Origin of the sequence: Amycolatopsis sp. NPDC049868 (genome assembly GCF_044461365.1) — a bacterium.
In the GTDB taxonomy this organism is placed as follows: domain Bacteria; phylum Actinomycetota; class Actinomycetes; order Mycobacteriales; family Pseudonocardiaceae; genus Amycolatopsis.
Genome location: NZ_JBITKV010000005.1, coordinates 579,150 through 597,669 on the forward strand (window position 1 = coordinate 579,150; position 18,520 = coordinate 597,669).

20 protein-coding genes are annotated in these 18,520 nt (G+C 66.3%); 6 read left to right on the plus strand and 14 right to left on the minus strand.

Annotated features, from left to right (window positions below; all coding sequences use genetic code 11):
* Nucleotides 1-157 precede the first annotated feature (157 nt).
* From ACIBTM_RS24240 to ACIBTM_RS24255, 4 genes are all read right to left on the minus strand, one after another.
* Nucleotides 158-412 (minus strand): AMED_5909 family protein, encoded by a 255-nt coding sequence (locus ACIBTM_RS24240; protein WP_395879359.1) that lies wholly within the window; start codon nucleotides 410-412, stop codon nucleotides 158-160.
* Nucleotides 390-638 (minus strand): hypothetical protein, encoded by a 249-nt coding sequence (locus tag ACIBTM_RS24245; RefSeq protein WP_395879360.1) that lies wholly within the window; start codon nucleotides 636-638, stop codon nucleotides 390-392. Before ACIBTM_RS24245 ends, ACIBTM_RS24240 begins: the two co-directional genes overlap by 23 nt.
* 303 nt (nucleotides 639-941) lie before the next feature.
* Nucleotides 942-1,403, minus strand: coding sequence for a hypothetical protein (locus ACIBTM_RS24250; RefSeq protein WP_395879361.1), 462 nt, complete (start codon nucleotides 1,401-1,403; stop codon nucleotides 942-944).
* Nucleotides 1,404-1,407: 4 nt separating this feature from the next.
* Nucleotides 1,408-1,653: a hypothetical protein gene (locus ACIBTM_RS24255; protein WP_378440264.1), complete on the minus strand. Its 246-nt coding sequence runs from the start codon at nucleotides 1,651-1,653 to the stop codon at nucleotides 1,408-1,410.
* A 242-nt stretch (nucleotides 1,654-1,895) separates the two neighbouring features.
* On the opposite strand from ACIBTM_RS24255, the gene ACIBTM_RS24260 reads away from it, so the two are divergent.
* Nucleotides 1,896-2,639, plus strand: coding sequence for a helix-turn-helix domain-containing protein (locus tag ACIBTM_RS24260; RefSeq protein ID WP_007033915.1), 744 nt, complete (start codon nucleotides 1,896-1,898; stop codon nucleotides 2,637-2,639).
* 10 nt (nucleotides 2,640-2,649) lie between these two features.
* Entirely contained in the window at nucleotides 2,650-3,120 is a 471-nt protein-coding gene (locus ACIBTM_RS24265; protein WP_395879362.1) for an NUDIX hydrolase, read from the plus strand.
* 27 nt (nucleotides 3,121-3,147) lie between these two features.
* Here ACIBTM_RS24265 and ACIBTM_RS24270 read toward each other — a convergent pair whose 3' ends face one another.
* The gene (locus ACIBTM_RS24270; RefSeq protein ID WP_395879363.1) at nucleotides 3,148-4,275 is read right to left on the minus strand and encodes a pentapeptide repeat-containing protein; all 1,128 of its coding nucleotides are present in this window, start codon (nucleotides 4,273-4,275) and stop codon (nucleotides 3,148-3,150) included.
* Nucleotides 4,276-5,362: 1,087 nt separating this feature from the next.
* Nucleotides 5,363-5,734 carry a PH domain-containing protein gene (locus ACIBTM_RS24275; protein ID WP_038517592.1) on the minus strand — a complete coding sequence of 124 codons (372 nt, stop codon included), beginning with the start codon at nucleotides 5,732-5,734 and terminating at the stop codon, nucleotides 5,363-5,365.
* An 84-nt stretch (nucleotides 5,735-5,818) separates the two neighbouring features.
* Between ACIBTM_RS24275 and ACIBTM_RS24280 the strand changes: the two genes are divergently transcribed.
* A complete protein-coding gene (locus tag ACIBTM_RS24280) occupies nucleotides 5,819-6,589 on the plus strand; it encodes an FHA domain-containing protein (RefSeq protein WP_395879364.1) in 771 nt (256 codons plus the stop codon).
* 19 nt (nucleotides 6,590-6,608) lie between these two features.
* Here the strand turns inward: ACIBTM_RS24280 and ACIBTM_RS24285 are convergent, their stop codons facing one another.
* From ACIBTM_RS24285 to ACIBTM_RS24295, 3 genes are all read right to left on the minus strand, one after another.
* On the minus strand, nucleotides 6,609-6,905 hold the full coding sequence (locus tag ACIBTM_RS24285; RefSeq protein ID WP_240594742.1) for a hypothetical protein: 297 nt from the start codon (nucleotides 6,903-6,905) through the stop codon (nucleotides 6,609-6,611).
* A 76-nt stretch (nucleotides 6,906-6,981) separates the two neighbouring features.
* On the minus strand, nucleotides 6,982-8,061 hold the full coding sequence (locus ACIBTM_RS24290; RefSeq protein WP_395879365.1) for a winged helix DNA-binding domain-containing protein: 1,080 nt from the start codon (nucleotides 8,059-8,061) through the stop codon (nucleotides 6,982-6,984).
* A gap of 3 nt (nucleotides 8,062-8,064) precedes the next feature.
* Nucleotides 8,065-9,201: an epoxide hydrolase family protein gene (locus tag ACIBTM_RS24295; protein WP_395879366.1), complete on the minus strand. Its 1,137-nt coding sequence runs from the start codon at nucleotides 9,199-9,201 to the stop codon at nucleotides 8,065-8,067.
* Between the two features lie 62 nt (nucleotides 9,202-9,263).
* Here ACIBTM_RS24295 and ACIBTM_RS24300 point away from each other — a divergent pair, with 62 nt between their 5' ends.
* The gene (locus ACIBTM_RS24300; RefSeq protein WP_395879367.1) at nucleotides 9,264-10,217 is read left to right on the plus strand and encodes a helix-turn-helix transcriptional regulator; all 954 of its coding nucleotides are present in this window, start codon (nucleotides 9,264-9,266) and stop codon (nucleotides 10,215-10,217) included.
* On the opposite strand, the gene ACIBTM_RS24305 is transcribed toward ACIBTM_RS24300, so the two are convergent.
* Nucleotides 10,195-10,656, minus strand: a complete 462-nt coding sequence (locus ACIBTM_RS24305; protein ID WP_395879368.1) for a GNAT family N-acetyltransferase — start codon at nucleotides 10,654-10,656, stop codon at nucleotides 10,195-10,197. The two genes, ACIBTM_RS24300 and ACIBTM_RS24305, sit on opposite strands and share 23 nt — an antisense overlap.
* 100 nt (nucleotides 10,657-10,756) lie before the next feature.
* Between ACIBTM_RS24305 and ACIBTM_RS24310 the strand changes: the two genes are divergently transcribed.
* On the plus strand, nucleotides 10,757-11,668 hold the full coding sequence (locus tag ACIBTM_RS24310; RefSeq protein WP_395879369.1) for an NADP-dependent oxidoreductase: 912 nt from the start codon (nucleotides 10,757-10,759) through the stop codon (nucleotides 11,666-11,668).
* A 549-nt stretch (nucleotides 11,669-12,217) separates the two neighbouring features.
* Nucleotides 12,218-13,471, plus strand: coding sequence for a DUF222 domain-containing protein (locus tag ACIBTM_RS24315; RefSeq protein ID WP_395879370.1), 1,254 nt, complete (start codon nucleotides 12,218-12,220; stop codon nucleotides 13,469-13,471).
* A 407-nt stretch (nucleotides 13,472-13,878) separates the two neighbouring features.
* Here the strand turns inward: ACIBTM_RS24315 and ACIBTM_RS24320 are convergent, their stop codons facing one another.
* The 4 genes from ACIBTM_RS24320 to pstC are packed head-to-tail and all read right to left on the minus strand — an operon-like array spanning nucleotide 13,879 to nucleotide 18,384.
* Nucleotides 13,879-15,423: a substrate-binding domain-containing protein gene (locus ACIBTM_RS24320; RefSeq protein WP_395879371.1), complete on the minus strand. Its 1,545-nt coding sequence runs from the start codon at nucleotides 15,421-15,423 to the stop codon at nucleotides 13,879-13,881.
* Nucleotides 15,420-16,220, minus strand: coding sequence for a phosphate ABC transporter ATP-binding protein (locus ACIBTM_RS24325; protein WP_395879413.1), 801 nt, complete (start codon nucleotides 16,218-16,220; stop codon nucleotides 15,420-15,422). Before ACIBTM_RS24325 ends, ACIBTM_RS24320 begins: the two co-directional genes overlap by 4 nt.
* Before the next feature lie 41 nt (nucleotides 16,221-16,261).
* Nucleotides 16,262-17,398 carry a phosphate ABC transporter permease PstA gene (pstA, locus tag ACIBTM_RS24330; protein WP_395879372.1) on the minus strand — a complete coding sequence of 379 codons (1,137 nt, stop codon included), beginning with the start codon at nucleotides 17,396-17,398 and terminating at the stop codon, nucleotides 16,262-16,264.
* Nucleotides 17,395-18,384, minus strand: a complete 990-nt coding sequence (gene pstC, locus ACIBTM_RS24335; RefSeq protein WP_395879373.1) for a phosphate ABC transporter permease subunit PstC — start codon at nucleotides 18,382-18,384, stop codon at nucleotides 17,395-17,397. Before pstC ends, pstA begins: the two co-directional genes overlap by 4 nt.
* Nucleotides 18,385-18,520: the final 136 nt, after the last annotated feature.

Below are 18,520 nucleotides of genomic sequence, written 5' to 3' on the forward strand. Positions count from 1 at the left end.
TTGTCATTGTTCACTTCCAGAGGTTGTGGACAGCGCAGGAGCGGCAAGGTTGGTAGCCGGATTCCGCTTCTGCGCCTTACAGGACAAGAAGAACGTTTGGGGACGTGTTTGTACGCCGCACGTCCTGACGTGCGTTTTTCGCTCTGTCATTCAGTTTCTAGCTGGCTTGCGACTTCTCCTTCTGGATCTGCGCCGCCACCTCCTCCGCCTTGCACTCCTCATAGGCCACCCAGTATTTGAGTTCGTGGTGGTGCCAGCGGTCCACATCGGACACAGCGCGGTACATGCGCGCGTTGGCCTGATGGAACTTCAGCCACGTCTCCAGGTTCGCCCCAGGCTTCGGCCGACGAGCCGAGACAAGCGCGTGTGCGTCCCGGAGGGTCTGCGGCTCATTCCCACCGGGCGTTGTCATTGCGCACCGCCTTGTGCTTGTCGAGGAACACGGCCAGTTCGTCCGCGCTGTCGCGGATTTGACGAAGGAGCCGAATGAACCCCGGCCACCCGGCCGGATCGGACGGCGGCAGGATCGCCAGACTGTCCGGATCCAAATAGATCACCAGGGCCGGGTTCGCTGAACCATTGCCCTGCATCCCCGCGACCGCCTGCGGCCCCGGCTTCCACATCGCGTTGAACGCCACGGACCTGCCCTTCCTCACGTCGTGCGCGCATCTCCCAGGACCGCGCGTTCTCTTCGAAACCTTCTGCCGCCGCTGTCACGGCCGCGAGGACCCACCACGGCAACTGGCTCTCGGCGGCCAGGTCCTGCCAGGACGCCGCCACCGCTAGCGAGGCGACGGCCAGGTCATGGGCCGCCACAGCATCAGCGCCGGGTGCCGCCGTCGCTCTCAGGGCGCTGTAGTGGCGGTAGGCGCTCTCCCATGCCTGGACCAGGTGCGGAGGAACCACCGCCACGCAGTGGCTTCCCGGCACCCCGCCCGGCATCACGCAGCCTTGGGCGTCGACTCGGCAGCGCCCGAGGCCCGCGACGACTTCGACGCCCCACCTGACGCCGCAGCCTTGAAGCCGGTCGCGCGGAACACGTAGGACTGGTACTTGAACTCACCCTGACCAGCCACCTTCGGCTCCGCCGTCAGGCCCTCCAGCTCGATCGGCCGCATACCCGGCAGCACCTCCGACGTCGTCGGCACCGGCTGCACATCCGCCAGCAACGTGATCTCGAACGATGCCCGCTTGGCCTTGACCTCGTCCGGGTCGGTCACTGTGACCTTCCACTGCCGCTTGCCCGTCACCTCATCGACCCGCTGCCGCGCGGGACGACCCGCAGCCCGGTCCTCCCGCGACTGGTACTCGTTGTCCGGCGACACCTCACCGACCATCACGAGGCCCTGCGCGAACGCTTCGTCGAAGTCAATGGTGAAGCGGTGTCCTTTGTAGATAGCCATGTCATTAGTTCCCTTGCTTGTCTGTGTCTGTCGGCACTTCGTCGCCGTCTTTGCCCCTTGCGGCAGCCGCGTTCAGCGCGGCCTGTACCTCTGCGAGTTCTCTCCCCAGCACCGCTATCGCGTCGGAATCGACGAGCAGGACCACGGGGAACGCCTTGCCGAAACGGATCTCCGCCCGGTTGGCGTAGGTGAGCGCGCGGACGCGGATCGGCAGGTCTGCCGTGACGTGGATCTGGACCGTGTCACGCATCAGGCGCTCAGATCGCGAACCGGCGGACTGTCCACGTTCCCGAGCCGCGTGCGGACACTGCTCGACCGGCGGTTGGAGTCGTCATGCCTGCCTCCCTCTTGGTGTCGAGGTGCTGGGGCGAGTCCCCGGCAACCTGGCACCTAATCTCCGCCAAAACGCGGGACGTGATCACCATCTGGCGGGACATCTAGGGACGTCCCTGGTACGGTCGAAGACGTCCCTACAAGTCCCTAGGAGGGCGGATGCCGAACGAACGCCTGCGGGACGCCCTGCTGCGCAACGGCCTGACGCCGAAGCAGGTCGCCGACGCCACCGGGGTCGATCAGAAGACCGTGGAACGGTGGATCACCAAGGGGCGGACGCCGTACCCGAAGCACCGGCACAAGATCGCCGCGATGGCACGCGAGTCCGAGACCTACCTCTGGCCGGACTCGGTGGCCCCGGAGCGCAAGGCCGAGACGGCCGCCGCCGAGGTCGTGCGCGTGTTCCCGCACCGCAACGCCATCCCCGTAGAACTGTGGGACCGGCTGATCAAGGAAGCGTCGGACACCGTCGAAGTCCTGGTCCACGCCGCGCTGTTCCTGGTGGAGCGCCCGCGGTTCATCAAGGACCTGACAGCAAAAGCGCAGGCCGGGGCCAAGATTCGACTGATCTTCGGGGACCCCGAGGGGGACAGTGTCGCTCTGCGCGGGGACGAGGAGCAGCTAGGCGACGGGACGCTACCGGCGCGCATCCGTAACGCACTCGCGTTCTACCGGCCGCTGATCGGGGTAGACGGGGTGGAGATGCGCTTCCACAACACCACGCTCTACAACTCCATCTTCCGCTTCGACGACGAAATGATCATCAACACGCACGTCTACGGCTTCCAGGGAGCCCACGCCCCGTCCCTGCACCTCCGCCGGCTATCCGCCGGGGACCTCTTCGAGACCTACTCGGAGAGCTTCGAAGCCGTCTGGAACCTCGCCAAGCCCGCCACCTTCTAGGAGGCCACCCATGGCACGCGTCGACTACTACAACGACCCCAACGCCCCCAAGGCGAACAGCATCGCGGTCGCCGTGTCCGCGTTCATCCAGGACGACGAAGGCCGCATCCTCATGATCCGGCGCACCGACAACGACCTCTACTCGATCCCCGGCGGACAGCTCGAACTCGGCGAGACCCTGTCAGAGGCCGCCGTGCGCGAGGTCCGCGAAGAGACCGGGATTGAGTGCGAGGTGACCGGGGTGATCGGCCTGTACTCGAACCCCAACCACGTCATCGCGTACGACGACGGCGAGGTGCGACAGGAGTTCTCAATCTGTTTTCGCGCAAAATTGCTCGGCGGAAATCTGCGCATTAGTAATGAGAGTCGCGAGGTTCTTTGGGTGTCGCGAGACGCACTTGCTCAGTTGAAAACTCATCCTTCGATTCGACTGCGGATTGGGCACGCAGTACAGCTCCGCAATGAACCATTCTTCAGTTGATAAAAGCTTCAAATTTATGAACATTCTTTACTTTGAAAGATTTTTTGGAAGTATGGTTTCGTCGTCGACGATAGCGCCCTCTATCGCATCTTTGGTCAGCCCTTGAACGCTTGACATATCTACCCCGCGCAAATCTGCGTTACTTAGGTCGCAGTCGTGTAGAATCGCGTCGGAAAAAGTAGCGCCACGGAGGTCGACGCCGCCCATGAGTGAGCCCGAAAAGTCGACCCAGCGAAAGTATGCGTATCGCATATCCGAGTCTGAGAAATGGCCTGTTCGTAGAACTGCTCCGCTAAAATTAACGCCTCGAAGATCGCATTCGTGAAGCGCGAAGTTTGTTGACCGTACGCTAACGAAGTCTGCTCCTCGAAGGTCGGCGCCTTCCAGGTGGATGTTCTGAATCTCGCTATGAAGAAACCTGGCGCCAACAAGTCGAGTTTGGCCAATTGTGATCCAAGGAGACTCGTAACGCTTGGGTCTTCCTATCAAGGCTCTGATGGCCGCGTCAATGTCGAGTTCCGGGCGTTCTGGAACGTGATACCACATGTATTCGTAGTCTTCTTCATCTATGATTTCTTCTAGATCGCTCGGCGAGTCCTCGTCATCACCTTGTGGAAGTGTCCTGGGGACTGATTCCTTTATGTAGGAAGAAAGAATGTCGACAATTCCTCGATGATCAACGGCAGAATCTCGCATAAGCCGAGTTAGGGCGTAAACGGCTCCTACACGTTGAACTCTGCTCTCTGAACTAAGTCTTTCAGTGGCGGCAGACAATCGATCTGAGGCCTGGCCGGACCTGGATAAAAAATAGTTCCTTGCCGTGTATAAGACCGTCGCTAATCCGGCCAGTGCGATGAATGATTGCAGTATAAGCGTTCTGCTCTGATTGGTAGAGTTCAGCTGCTCCTTAGGGTCGGATATTCTTCCTATGGTCTGGGAATCGAGCAGAGTGGGACCGATCCAGATTGCGGCGAGTATGGCAAAAGTTAAGAGAGGAATTGTCAGGCTTAGTAGAAGAAACCTCGACTTGCCTCGTAGTTTTTCCAGGTGTCTCTTCTTTATATTCCAGAAGAAAACCTCAATTGCCCAGCGTGCCTTTTCTTTTTTAGTCCACTCGGGATCGGCTCCGAGCCATCGTCGGAACCTGGCTGCCAATATTTTTAGCAATGTACCGTCCGCATGTAGCTAAGTTTGGTAACTGATTAACTCTGCGAAGTCCACTCTTTGTGGGTTGCTTCGTAAAGTTTGCCGAACTTGACTCTATGGGATCAAGGCGCGCCGCCGTCGGCGGCGCGCTGGTCACCTTGCGTCCGCGTCTCGCCTGCGGGCGCACCTTGCCCGACACGGCGGGCTGCCGCTCCGCTCCGCCCACCGGCCGGGCGGTGCGCCCGCTGAAGCCGTGGACAGGTGTTGCCGCCGCCAGCGGCGCGCAGGTACGCCAAATAGCACGTCGGCCTCCTCGTTGAGACATTCGTGCCACCGATGTCGCAGACGGACCAACGGCTGTTACGCGGAGCCATCGCCCCGATGCCAGATCGTCACAACGGCCGTCACGCCGCGTCAAGGCGGGAAAGCGTGCCTTGACCCGACGTGACGGCCGCGTGGATGGCTTCGTATCGGGGGATGGGGGAGGAGTGGGCGAGTGCCAGGCCGTCTCCAGGCCGTCAGACGTCGGGTAGGGGTGAGAACACGCGAGAAGTGTCCAGCCCTGTCCGCGCAGGTCAGCGGCTACGAGCGGCGATCATGCCGAGGTGGGCGAAACCCCGGACCCAAAAGATCAACATGTAGTTGGTTCTCGTCGGCCGAGCGGGTCGTGAGTGGCAGGGACGGTTAGAGCGGATCGGTACTTGTTTGCCCGCGTCTGAGCAGGGTGTATATGGAGCGTCGAGGGGGGCGTCGGTCTCGCAGTTCGATAGCAGCGGAATCTCTCCGTGGCAGGGTCGAGTGTGGAGGATTTGGGACGTTCAATGTCCCGAATCCTCCACACTCGAATCACCTGACCGGTGCGAGGGTTGGTTGGTCGAGGGGTTGCTCGGAGCTTGATCAACGGAGGATCGGGGACACTCAACGTCCCCGATCCTCCGTTGATCAAGGTCATGCCGAGTGGGGAAGATTCCGGACACTGAACGTCCGAAATCCTCCCCGCTCGCCGACATCGGCTCCACCAAGCCAGCGGGACGGCGTCAAGCCCGACAGGTAAGCAAATACCCGGTCCACCCCCAGCCCAGTTCCCGCAAGCGACCTAAAGCGTGTGCGTAGCGATCAGCTGCCCGATCGCCCGGATGTCCGAACCCCGGAACTCCAGCCGCACGTTCCCCAGCCCGCTGAACCACAGGTCCAGTTCCGCGTCCAGGTCGAAAGTGCCCGCGGTTTCGATCGAGAAGGCCTGGATCCTGTTGTACGGCAGCGAGGTGAAGTCCTTCTTCCGGCCCGTCATGCCCTGGACGTTCACCGCGATCAGCCGCTTGTTCGTGAACACCACGAAGTCGCGCACCGCCTTGAACGACGAGATGATCTGCTCGCCGGGGATGATGATCGGCTGCACCGTCGGCGCGATGTCCTTCGGCTTGCACGGCGTGAGCTTGAAGACGGTGTCCTTGGAGAAGTCAATCATGTACTCCAACATACGGACGAACGCGACACCGGGACCCGTCCCCGGCGGGATCTCGCATAATGCCGGGGATCAGGAGGAGGGACGATGAAGCGGCTCACGACGACGCACGAGAGCCTGGCGCTCGGCGTGCCCCAGTCGGCGCCCGGCGCGGTGTTCGCGCTCACGCTCGCGGGTGGCGTGTCCGTCGATCCCGGTGAGGGTGGCGAGATCTCTTTCGGGCGTAATCGGCCGCAGGTCGACGTCTGTGTGGGGGAGAACGATCTGCAGGTCAGCCGCAAGCACGGGCTGCTGAACTTCACCGACGGTCAATGGTGGGTCAGCAATACCGGCCAGCTGCCCATCCGCTTGCCGAATTCCCGCTGGCTTTCCCGCGGTGAGGAGCCAATTCCCCTGTCGGACGGGTATACGCCGCTGTTCGTCCGCGGTTCGGGCAGGCGGGAGCACCTGCTCGAGTTGTACGTCGCGGGTCCCGAAGGCGGGCATCCCGTCACCCGGCACGACGACGTCACCGTGCCGCCCCGCCGCTGGCGCCTCAGCGCGGAAGAACGCCTGGTCCTGGTCGTCTTCGGGCAGCGTTACCTGCTGCACGACCTCAATCCGCAGCCGTTGTCCCGCCAGCAGACGGCCGAGGTGCTTTCCGAACTCAGGCCCGGCGAGACGTGGACCAGCCGCCGGGTCGAGCACGTCGTCATCGACGTCCGGGCGCGGCTGTCCGCCGGCGGCGTTTTCGGGCTGCGGCGCGAAGAGGTCGGCGAGCCGGTCGGCAACGCGTTGAACGACAACCTGTTGCGAGAGCTCGTGTTGTCCACGACGCTCGTCCCGCCGGACCTCGCCCTGCTCGAGGCGCTCGACTGAATTCGTCCATAGAGGACGGTCAGCGCACGCCTTCCATCGCCGTCTTCGCGACGTCGCTGCCTTCGTCCGCCTGGGTGGCGACCTTGACCAGCGCAGCGGTCGCCTGGTCCCGGCTTTCTTCGGCCTTCACGCGTCCCGCCGAGGCCGCGTTCACGCCGAAGAAGGCGCCCACCACGGTGCCGATCACCGTTCCCGCCGCGGTGATCACCGCCGTCACGTCCGACGTGTTCGGATATCGCCACACCGCAGCGACCGCGATCACGGCGAGCGCGCTGAGGCCCGCCAGCACCGTCATGAAGCCGTAGTTCTTGCTCATGGCCCGCTCCCTTCAGGCTCTTTGCGCCCATGCTTCGCCCGAACGGTGTCCATCGTTACGGCAAAAGGCCGGACCGTTACCCGCCGATGCCGAAACGTATGTCGTGCGCCGAGTCCGGCACTACGAATTCCAGCAGCCGAGCGCCCTCTTCGGCGATCGAATCCTGATCTCGCAAGGGTTCCCGCGATTCGATCGTCAGTGTCGCCCCTTTGATCGCCCAAATGGCCAGGAATTCACCGTCGACGAGCAGAGTGCCCCGTCGGCCGCCGTTACCCGGTGGCAACGGCACGCGGCGGCCGTCGGGGATCACCCGCACACGGTCGGCGTGGGAGAGCAGGACGTTGTCGTACTCGGGCAGGAACCGGGGCGGCGCCGGGGTTTCGGGGTCGGGGCGCGGTGCTTCGGGAAGGTCGAACAGTTCCTTCCCCGCGGTGTCGGTGAAAGTGCGGAGCTGTGGCCGCAGCCGCTCGAAGACCTCCTTCAACCGCGTGAGTCCCGACCAGACCTGCGCGTCGCGGACGGTCGCCGGGCCGAACGCCCCGAGATAGCGCAGCACCAGGTCGTCGAGGGAGATGCCGTCCGTGATCGGTTCGCCGATCCAGTCTTCGAGCAGGGCGAACGCGGCCGGGCCGGTCTGGCCCCACAGGCCGCGCGGGGTCGCGTGCGCGAGGGGGAGCAGGCTCTGGATCGCGTAGGCGAGGGCGGTCGGGTCGGCGTCGGGCCATCGGGGCGCCAGCGCGGCCCGGATCTCGGCGCGGGTGTGTGGCCGTTCGGCGACCAGGGCCCGCCCCGCTTCGGCGATCGCGGCGAGGTCGAGCCCGGCGACCTCCCGCGAGTAATGGCCGAGGAAACCGCGCTCGACCACCGGTTCGAGGGTGGGCCACAGAGCGAGACCGTCGCGGGCCGTCACCAGGTGCACCGTGCCGCGCATCAAGGTCATCCGGACGACTTCGCGGGCGGCCAGCGGTTTTGCCAGTTCGTCCACCTGGAAGTCACGGAGCCGCGACCACAGTCCGACATACGACGAGTCGGGGGCCTGCGCCTGGAGACCGGCCAGCCGCTCGATCGCGGTGACGGCGGGCAGATCGGCGCGATCCAGCAGGAGCTGCCTGGCCAGGGTCGCGCGGTTGAGGGCCCGGGGACTGAGCTGATCCATTCGTCAGACGCACTTTCGCAGGAAGGAACGGAGGTCTTCGGCGAACAGACCGGGGACCTCCATCGCCGGGAAGTGGCCGCCGGTGTCGTACTCGGACCAGTGTGCCACCGGACCGTCCTGGAGACTCCGGATCGTGGTGTCCCCAGCGAAGACGGCGATCCCGCGCGGCGGACCGGCGGGAGCCTCACCGCCGTCGTCCCAGCCGCCTTGGGCCATCTGCCGGTAGACCTCCATACCTTCGTACACGGCGTGCGCGGAGGAAGCGCCGGCGCCGGTGAACCAGTACAGGCTCACCGCGGTCAGCAGATCGTCGCGATCGACGGCGTCGTCCGGCAGTTCCTTGGCCGGATCGGTCCATTCGGCGAACTTCTCCACGATCCACGCGAGCTGGCCGGTGGGGGAGTCGTTCAGCGAATAGGCCAGCGTCTGCGGCCGGGTCGCCTGCAGATGCAGGTAACCGAGACCGTCCGACTGGAACCGGTTGAAGCGTTCGCCGCGCTCGCGGTCCTTCTCGTCGAGGCCGTCCAGGTCGAGAGCCGGGCCGAACGGCATACCCGCGCTGGTCCCGGTGAGATGCACGCCGACCACCCGGGGCGCGGCGATCATCGACAGGATGCCCGCGACCCCGGCACCAGCGTCGGTGCCGTGGACGCCGAAGCGCTCGTAGCCGAGGCGGTCCATCAGCGTGATCCATGCCTGGGCGACGCGGAACAGGTTGCCCCAGCCGGGTCCGTTCACCGGGCTCGAAAACCCGTAACCGGGCAGCGACGGGATGACCAGGTGGAACTCGCCGCTGAGCTCCTCGACGACCCGCCGGAATTCGAACGGCGAGCTCGGCCAGCCGTGTGTGAGGACCACCGGCAGCGCGTCCGGAGCGGTCGACCGGATGTGCAGGAAGTGGATGATCTGGCCGTCGATCTCGGTGGTGAACTGCGGAAACTCGTTCAGTTCCGCTTCCTGGGCGCGCCAGTCGAAGCCGTCGGCCCAGTACTCGGCCAGTGCCTTGAGGTAGGCGACCGGGACACCTCGGCTCCAGTCACCGGTGACCTCGCGGGGCCAGCGGGTGCGGCTCAGGCGGTCCTTGAGGTCGTCGAGTTCGGCCTGGTCGATGGCGATGCGGAAGGGCTTGATTTCGGTCATGGGGCTAGATTAGGAACGATTGCGGAAAGGTTCGTTCCGCGATTGCGGACAAGGTGGGATTCATGGCGGAAACTTCGGCGAGACTGCTGCGGCTCCTGTCGTTGCTGCAGGCCAGGCGTAACTGGACGGGTCCGGAACTGGCGGAGCGGCTCGAAGTCACGACCAGGACGATCCGGAACGACGTCGAGCGGCTTCGCGGGCTGGGTTACCCAGTCGACGCGACGCCCGGCGTCTCCGGTGGCTACAGCCTGGGCGCCGGCGCGGCCATGCCACCTTTGTTGCTCGACGACGACGAGGCCGTCGCGGTGGCGATGGGCCTGCGCACGGCCGCGGGCGGCACGATCGCGGGGATCGAAGAGACGTCGGTGCGCGCGCTGGCGAAGCTGGAGCAGGTGCTGCCGTCGCGGCTGCGGCACCGGGTCGCGGCGTTGAATTCCGCGACCCTCGCGGTGCAGGGCGGCGGCCCCACGGTCGACGCCGAGGTGCTCGCCGCCATCGCCGGGGCCTGCCGTGACCGCGAGACCCTGCGCTTCGACTACGTGGGACACAACGGATCCGAGACCCGAAGGCAGGTCGAGCCGCTCCGCGTCGTGCACATGAGCCGCCGGTGGTACCTCGTCGGCTGGGACGTCGACAAGCAGGATTGGCGCACGTTCCGCGCGGATCGGGTGCGGCCGCGTACGCCGAACGGCCGACGTTTCGAGGAGCGCGAACCACCCGAAGGCGGTGTGGTCGCCTACCTCCAACGTGGTGTCGGCGCGGCGCTCTGGCGGCACCACGCGACGATCAGGCTGCACGCCCCGGCCGCCGAAGCCGCGGCGAAGGTGCCGCCCGCCGTCGTCGTCGAAGCCGTCGACGAGCGGACCTGCCTGCTCAAAGCCGGTGCGGACACGCTGGAGTATCTGGCGCTCTACCTGGGCCTGCTCGACACCGATTTCGAGGTGGTCGACTCCCCGGAGTTCGCCGGCCACCTGCGCGAACTGATCGGGCGATTCAGCCGCGCGGTGGGTGCTTGACGTCGAAGACCAGCTCCGGGCGCTCCCAGGTGATCTTCGGCGGGCTGGCAGGCAGGACACCGACGCGGCGGGCGCCCATCCGCTCGTAGAACCCGGCGGCGGGCGGATGGGAGACGACGCGGATCTCGGTCATGCCGAGGCTCGCGGCCTGCCCGAGCATGTGCTCGATCAGCCATGCGCCGATACCCGTGCCCTGTGCCGAATCGGCGACGAACAGCAGGTCCAGCTCGGCCGGGTACTCGATCAGGCTGTAGAAACCGACCACGTCCCGCTGCGCGTGCGCGACATACGCGGGATGGGTGGCGAGATAGTCCTCGGTGACCTGGTAGCCGTCGAGGATCGAGGCGTATTCCCCTTGGTAGGCGGCCGATTCGTGCATCAGCGCGGTCAGCCTGCCGGCGTCGGAGGCGCTTGCCCTGGAGATGCGGTAGCTCGTCACGTGCGCAGCTTAGAACGTCACACCGACATTTCTTGACCTCCAGTTAGCTGGAGGTATCAGGCTGGGTTCCGACAGCTGGGGAACGAACTGGAGGAACGAGATGAAAGCGGCCGCGTTCACGGAAGCCGGTGGCCCGGAGGTGCTCCGGGTGCTGGAGCTGGAGGAGCCGCACGCCGGCGCGGGGGAGGTCCGGGTGCGGGTGAAGGCGGCGGGGGTGCAGCCGTACGACGCGGCCGTGCGGGCGGGCTGGGAACCCGCGGGGTTCGAGCTGCGTTGGCCGCGTGTCCCGGGGAACGAGTTCGCCGGGGTCGTCGACGAGGTCGGTTCCGGGGTTACCGGCCTCGTCGCGGGGGCCGAGGTGCTCGGCTTCACCGCCGTGCAGGCGTACGCCGAGTACATCGTGGTGCCCGCGGAGAACGTCACGCCGAAGCCGGCGGAGATGCCGTGGGAGGTCGCGGGCGGCTTCACGGCGGGGACGCAGACGGCGTACCTGGCGCTCGACGCTCTGCGGGTCGCCCGTGGCGAGACGCTGCTGATCCATGGGGCCGCGGGCGCGGTGGGCACGGCCGCCGTCCAGCTCGCCGTGTTGCGCGGTGCGAAGGTGATCGGGACGGCGAGCGAGGCGAACCAGGACTACGTCCGGTCGCTCGGCGCCGAACCGGTGGTCTACGGCGATGGCCTCGCCGACCGGGTGCGGGCGCTCGCTCCCTCCGGGATCGACGCGGCGCTGGACGGCGCGGGCGGGGAAGCCTTCGACCTTTCCCTGGAGCTGGTCGGGAATCCGGACCGCGTGCTCACGCTGGTCGAGCACGGCCGCGCTCCCGAGGCCGGGGCGCGGGTCGTCACCGGCACCCGGTCGGCCGAGCGGCTGGGGATGCTGGCGTCGTTGTACGTCAAGGGGGAGCTGCGATTCCTCGTACGGCGGACGTATCCGTTCGGCGAGGCCGCGGCGGCGCACCGGGAGATCGAGACCGGGCACGGGCGAGGGAAGGTCGTGCTGACCTTTCCCTAGGGGGCGGCCGGGGGCGTGGGGGCGCCCCCGGTCAGGGGCAGGAAACGCTGACGACCTTCGTGCCCGATTCGTCGCCTGTGATGTCGTAGGTCATCGAGCACATTCTGTGGCTCAGCATGGTTTCCGAGGAGCCCTTGTAGGTCAAAACAGGTTCGACGACCACGTTGCAGCCGGCGGAGCCGAAGCATTTTTGGAATAGGTCTTCAGCTCGAGGGTGAAATCCGCCGGAGTGAGCGGTGGCAGGTTGGTCGTCGTCGGTGCCACGTAGCCGGTGGGGTCGCGCGTGTGGTGCTTTCGTAGGAGCCGTCGGCCGGCACCCAGCCGTTGACGCCTTCGTTGCCGAGCAGTACGAGTACCAAGGTTCCCGAAAGCGCTGCGGCGACGAGGGTATCCAAGGCCAGTGTCGGGAGTTGGCCGGACGTACTCGCTTGACCCGCGCGCGGTGTTACGGCACCTCCTGTCGATACCACCCTTCAGTGGTAAATGCGCGGTTTGATTGTTGCTTAAAATTACGAACACGTGTTCGACGAAATGCGGTATTGTGGAGGTGTGTCCGAGACCTTCCTTCCCGAGTTGCCGCAGGAGCTGTGGCGCGCTGGCAAGCTGGAGCTTGCGCATGGCGTGGAGCAGTCTCTGCAGGTGATCAGGGTGGCGACCGCTTGTTTGGGGCGGTTTTTGGCGGAGATCGAGGATAGGGGCGTCAAAGACTTGTACGGGTATGGCCGTACGGATAAATGGTTCGCCGATATGGCGGGACTATCGGTCGGGGAAGCACGAGCAGTGGTGAACCGGGCCCTCGCCCTGAACCCGACCCGCGCTTTGGACGGCACCGAAGTTCCACCTGTCGCGCCCGCGACCGCCGCTGTCGCCGCTCAGGGGTTGGTCGGGGATGAGCGGATCGATCAGATCCTGGAGATCTTGAAAAACCTCCCCGCCGACACCTCTGCTGAGGATCGGGAGAGCGCGGAGAAGATCCTCGCCGACCTTGCCCCGAACGCCGGGCCCCGCCAACTCGCAGACGCCGAAGCGAAACTGCAGGGCTGGTTGAACCCCGACGGCAACGAACCCAAAGACCCCGAGCCGAAGGGGCCGCGCCGCGAGATCACCCTGGAGCGGCGTAAGGACGGGTTCTGGAAGCTGACCGGTCTGCTCGATGATGAGACCGGGGCCCGGACGGCGGCCGCGTTGGAGGCGTATGCGCAGCCGCGGCCGGTGGATGAGTTCGGGCAGGCGGATCTGCGGATGAAATGCGAGCGCATGGGAGACGCCTGGGCCGAACTCCTGGACCTGGCGATCGCCTGCCCGGACCAGCCCGGAACCAGCGGCTACCGCACCCTCATCCACGTCACCATCGGACTTGAGGAACTCAAATCCGGCCTCGGCACCGCATGCCTGGACTTCGTGGGGACGATGACCGCGCGGGAAGCCCGGCTCGCGGCCTGCGACTGCCTCATGTTGCCGGTCGTGATGAGCGCTGCGGGCGAACCGTTGGATTTGGGGCGGCTACGGCGGTTCGTCACCCCCGGCCAACGCCGGGCGTTGAACATCCGGGACGGTGGTTGCGCGTTCCCGGGCTGTCATCGGAAGCCCAAGAATTGCCACGCCCATCACATTCACCATTGGGCGGACGGGGGTCCGACGGATCTCCGGAATCTGGTGCTGCTGTGTGGTTTCCATCATCGGCTGATTCACCACGGTGACTGGGAAGTACGCATGGCCGCCGACGGGCTACCGGAGTTCATCCCGCCCCAGTACCGGGATCCGCTCCGACAACCCCGCCGCAACACCCTGCACCACCGCTGAACCCCGAGGAGCCCGTCGGCCACACCGGCGACGGGCACCTCGTCATGCCCGGCGGGCAGCGCTCGGACCCACGTGCCATCACAACGGCCGGTCCGATCACGACCGAAGCGGACCCACCGGCTGATTCACCATGGTGATTGGGAAGTACGGATGGCGGCCGATGGGTTACCGGAGTTCATCCCACCCCAGTACCGGGATCCGCTCCGACAACCCCGCCGCAACACCCTCCAGCACCGCTGAACCCCGAGGAGCCCGTCGGCCGCACCGGCGACTGTGTGGATTTCGGGACGTCAGATGTCCCGAAATCCACACAGTCGCGCCTCGGTGGACCCGCTTACGACCTCGGGACCGAACGCACCCGCCACCGTCGGCTCAAGAGAACCTGCGGCATCCGCCGGGCATTCCGCTCACGAGCCCGAAGCCCCGCGCAGCTTCCGGATCACCCCGCGCACCACCAAAGGCGCCACGATCGCCACGAAGAGCACCAGCGCCGCCCAGCCGCCGAAGCCGCCGAACCCGCCCTCGTCGTAGGCCGCCGGGGAGGCTTCCCGCCAGTTCTTCGAGCCGCCGCCCGCCGACTCTTCGTCGGGGTTCGCCGTCGCGGTCGCGGTCTTGTCGCCGGCGGCCGGACCCGCGCTGGGCCCGGCGGAGGCCTTTGGACCAGAGGTGCCCGCCTTGGGTTTGCCGTCCGGGTTGATGATCCCGCCGGTCACCAGCGGATCCGCCGGGCTGGTCGCGCCGGCGCCGAGGCTGCCGTGGAAGGTCGGGTTGCCGCAGTTGCCCGCGTTCAGCTGTTTCGCCGGTTGCCCGGTGAGCCGCGCGTTGGAGTTCATGATCTCCTGCGACAGGTTCGGCGGCAGCGGTGAGTAGCCGATCCGGGCCATGTTGATCTGGCCGTCGCAGGCGACGTGTTCGAGGAACGCGGTGATCGTGTCGGTCTTGCCCTGGTCGCCGTAGCCGCCTCGGCAGGTGTCACGGCCGTTGGTGCACGGCATCATGACGTACGAGTACGCCGAGATCGGATACGACTTCGGATCGGTGTTCGAGTAGACCTTGTCCAGCTTCTGGCTCAGGTCCGGCCGTAGTTCGGCGTGTTTCAACGCGGCCGCGATGTTCTCCGCGTAGGGCTGCGTGTACTGGCCCGCGCCGTTCTGCACCCAGGCCGCCGGCACCTGGTACCGCTGGGCGTAGGCGAATTCGTCGTAGCTGATGGAGAACGGGATGGTCGCGTTGTCCATGGCCGTCGCGATCTGGTCCGAATCCGCGAGCAGCCGGTACCACTCGGCGTCCGGGCCCTGTCCGGGAAGCTGGATGGGGCGGACGCCCGCGGGCAGGTTCCCCATCCCGTTGCCGACGTTGCGGGAGACGAACCGGTTGTAGGCATCAGGCGCCGCGTGCGCGATGAAGTCGTAGAACAATGCCGTCGTCCCCGATTGCCCGGTCCGGCCGACCAGGGTGATGGGCTGATCGGGCAGGGACTTCCCGCCGTTGGTCGCGGTGATGGCGGGATCGCTCCAGCGGGTGATGTCCCGGCTGAAGATCCGCCCGATCACCTCCCGGCTGAGGTGCAGGTAGTCGACGCGTTTCCCGGCCTGGTCGTTGACGTTGTACATCAGCGCGATCGCGCCGGCGACGTCCGGGACGTACTGGTAGCCGCGGGTTTGCGCGGACAGCCCGCCGCCGCCCGCCGCGATGAGCGAGGAGACCTCGGCCTCGGTCCCGGCGAAGTCGACCGTCCGGTCACCGAACTGGTTGACCCCGGCGGGGGAGTTGTTGGCCGAGTAGTTGACCGGGATACCGCGTGACGTCGCGCCGTTCTGCCAGTCGTTCATCGCCGGGCCGACGTAACTGGAGCCGGAGCCGGTGACCCTGGTGAGCGCCGCCGCGCCGGGTGCGGTGGCCACGGAGACCGAGAACAGCAACGCCACCACCGCGGCCAGCCTCATGATCATCCGAATCGCCCGTTCACGTAGTCGTAGGTGCGTTCGTCCGACGGCGCGTTGAAGATGGTGTCCGTCGGGCCGTGTTCGATCACCCGGCCGGGTTCGTTCTCGGCGGCGAGGAAGAACGCGCAGTGATCCGAAACCCGTTGGGCCTGCTGCATATTGTGCGTGACGATCACGATCGTCACCTCGTGCCCGATCTCGGCGATGGTCTGCTCGATCCGCCGCGTCGACGTCGGGTCGAGCGCGGAACACGGCTCGTCCATCAGCAGCACGTTCGGCTGCACGGCCAGCGACCGCGCGATGCAGAGCCGCTGCTGCTGTCCGCCGGACAGCGCGCCGCCGGGGGAGCCCAGCCGGTCGCGGACCTCGCGCCACAGCCCGGCCCGTTCCAGGCTCTGCTCGACGAGCGCGTCCTTGTCGCCGCATTTGACGCCGGCGAGTTTCAGCCCGGCCAGCACGTTGTCGCGTATGGACATCGCCGGGAACGGGTTCGGCTTCTGGAACACCATGCCGATCCGCAGCCGGACCTGCTGCGGGCGCGTCCCGTCGGCGTAGATGTCCGTGCCGTCCAACAGGACTTCGCCGGTCAGCGACGCGGATGGCACCAGCTCGTGCATCCGGTTCAGGATGCGCAGGAAGGTCGACTTGCCGCAGCCGGAGGGGCCGATGAGCGCGGTCACCTCCTTGGCGGGCATCCGCAGCGAAACTCCTTCGAGCACCAGGCGGTCTCCGAACCAGGCACCGATCTCACGGGATTCGAGTTCCGCCGCGCCGGGCGGCGGCCCGCCGGTCAGTTCGACCAGCGGGCGCGCCGGACTGTCCACGTAGGACACTTCAGTGTCGGTCACCGGTTCTCCTGTGTCTTGACGGTGGTTCTCTTCGCCTTGCGCTTCGACCGGTCGCGCCCCACCACGCGGGCGATCGCGAACAGGCTGAAGATGAGCAGGATCAGCACGAGCGCGCCGACGTAGCCGCGCTGCTGGACGTTCTCCAGCGGCTGCTTGATGAAGCGGTAGATGAACAGCGGGATGCTCTCCTGTGGATCGGAGAACGGGTTGGCGTTCATCCCCAGCGCGCCGAACGAGGTGAACAGCAGCGGCGCGGTTTCCCCGGCCACCCGGGCGATGCCGAGGATCACGGCGGTCGTCACCCCGGTCCTTGCGGTCGGCAGCACCACCGACCACACCGTGCGAGCCCGGCTCGCGCCGAGTGCCAGCGACGCCTCGCGCAGGCCGTCCGGGACGAGCCGGAGCACGACGTCCACGGTCCGCGTGACGGTCGGCAGCATGACCATCGTCAAGGCGAGGGTGGCCATCATCCCGTTGTAGCTGAACAATCCCACGCCCGCCTGGATGCCGGGGATGATCAACGCCGCGTAGACGAACAAGCCGGCCACAATGGACGGAAGGCCGCTCATCGCGTCGACCATGATCCGCACCGGACGGCGGAATCGCGACCGGGTCTCGTTCAGGAACACCGCGGTGAGCACGCCCAGCGGGACGACGAGGACCAGGGTCAGCGCCGTCTGTTCGAGGGTTCCGACGATCGCGTGCAGACCGCCGGTGTCGGTGACCGGATCCGTGGGCGCGACCGTGGACATGTCGTGGGTGAAGAAGCCCAGGCGCAGATACGGTGCACCTTCGGCGACGATGTAGATCAACAGCGACAGCAGCGGCGCGAGCAGGACCAGCGCACCGGTGACGACGACGGTGGACACGAGCCGGTCCGACGCGGCGAGCTTGCCCAGCCGGTCGCGGGTGACCAGGTAGAGCATCGTCAGATACAGCAGGTACGCGACGATCAGGTCGGCCAGCCAGCCGGGCGAGTCCAGCAGCAGATGCATGACGAACCAGGTGAGCAGCGTGGCCGACACCGCACAGCCGAGCGCCGCGAGCCGGTCCTGCCTGGTGGTCTCCGACGGACGGCGTTTGACGAGTTTGCGCGGGGCGGGGGTGATGGGAGGAGACATGGTCGTGGTCATGCGTCCACCCCCGCGCCGGAGCGGCTCTTGGAGATGATCACCGACGCGGTGAAGTTCGTCGCCAGGGTGAAGACGAACAGCACCAGGCCCGCGGCCATCAGCCCGGACAGCGCGAGCCCGGACGCGCCGGAGTTGTTGGCGATGAACCCGGAGATCGTCGCGCCGCCGAACTGGAGGATGTGGTTCGTGATCTCCGGAACCTGGGGCAGCAGCAGGGAAACGGCGATCGTCTCGCCGAGCGCGCGGCCGAGCCCGAGCATCGAACCGCCGATGATCCCGCCCCGCCCGAACGGCAGCATGACGGTTTTGACCATCCCCCAGCGCGTGCTGCCCAGTGCGAGTGCCGCCTCCTTCTCGCCGGGCGGCGTCTGCGCGAACACCTCCCGGATCACCGACGTCGTGATCGGGAGGACCATCAGCGAGACCACCAGGCCCGCGATGAACATCGACTGGATGTACAGCGCGTTCTCCTTGGACGAGAACAACGGGAACCAGCCGAGGTTCTCGGTCAGCCACAGGGAGATCGGCACGATCTGGGGGCCGAGGAAGGCGAACCCCCACAGACCGTAGAGCAGGCTCGGGATCGCGGCGAGCAGGTCGACCAGCCCGGTCAGGAACCCGCGGAGCCGCCCGCTGGAGTACTCGGTGATGAACAGCGCCGCCAGGATGCTCAGCGGTACCGCGATCAGGATCGCGATCAGCGCGACCACGATCGTCCCGTAAAGCAGGCCGAGTACGCCGAGGACGCCCGAGGCCGGATCGAACCGGATGGTGGTGAAGAACCCGAACCCGCTCGCGTCGAAGGCGGGCCCGGACCGGTAGACGAGGAAGAAGCCGATGACCACGAGGATCGCCAGCATGGTCAGCCCGGCGCCGGTGGTGACCCGGCGGAACGCGCGGTCGGCCCGCGACAGGACTTCGGTGATCGCCCGCCGCACCGGGGCTCCCGGTGGGGACGGGTCGGGCCGGGGTGGCGCGATGGTCACGAGCGGCCTTCCTTCGTGTTGGCAAGTAAAGGAGTTCAGGGCACACCACGTCGCCCCTCGATGCGGCCAGTATGTGGTGCCCGCGCCCGGGAAAGGTGTCCGCACGGGGAACGCCCGACGGGACGTATGTGAATCA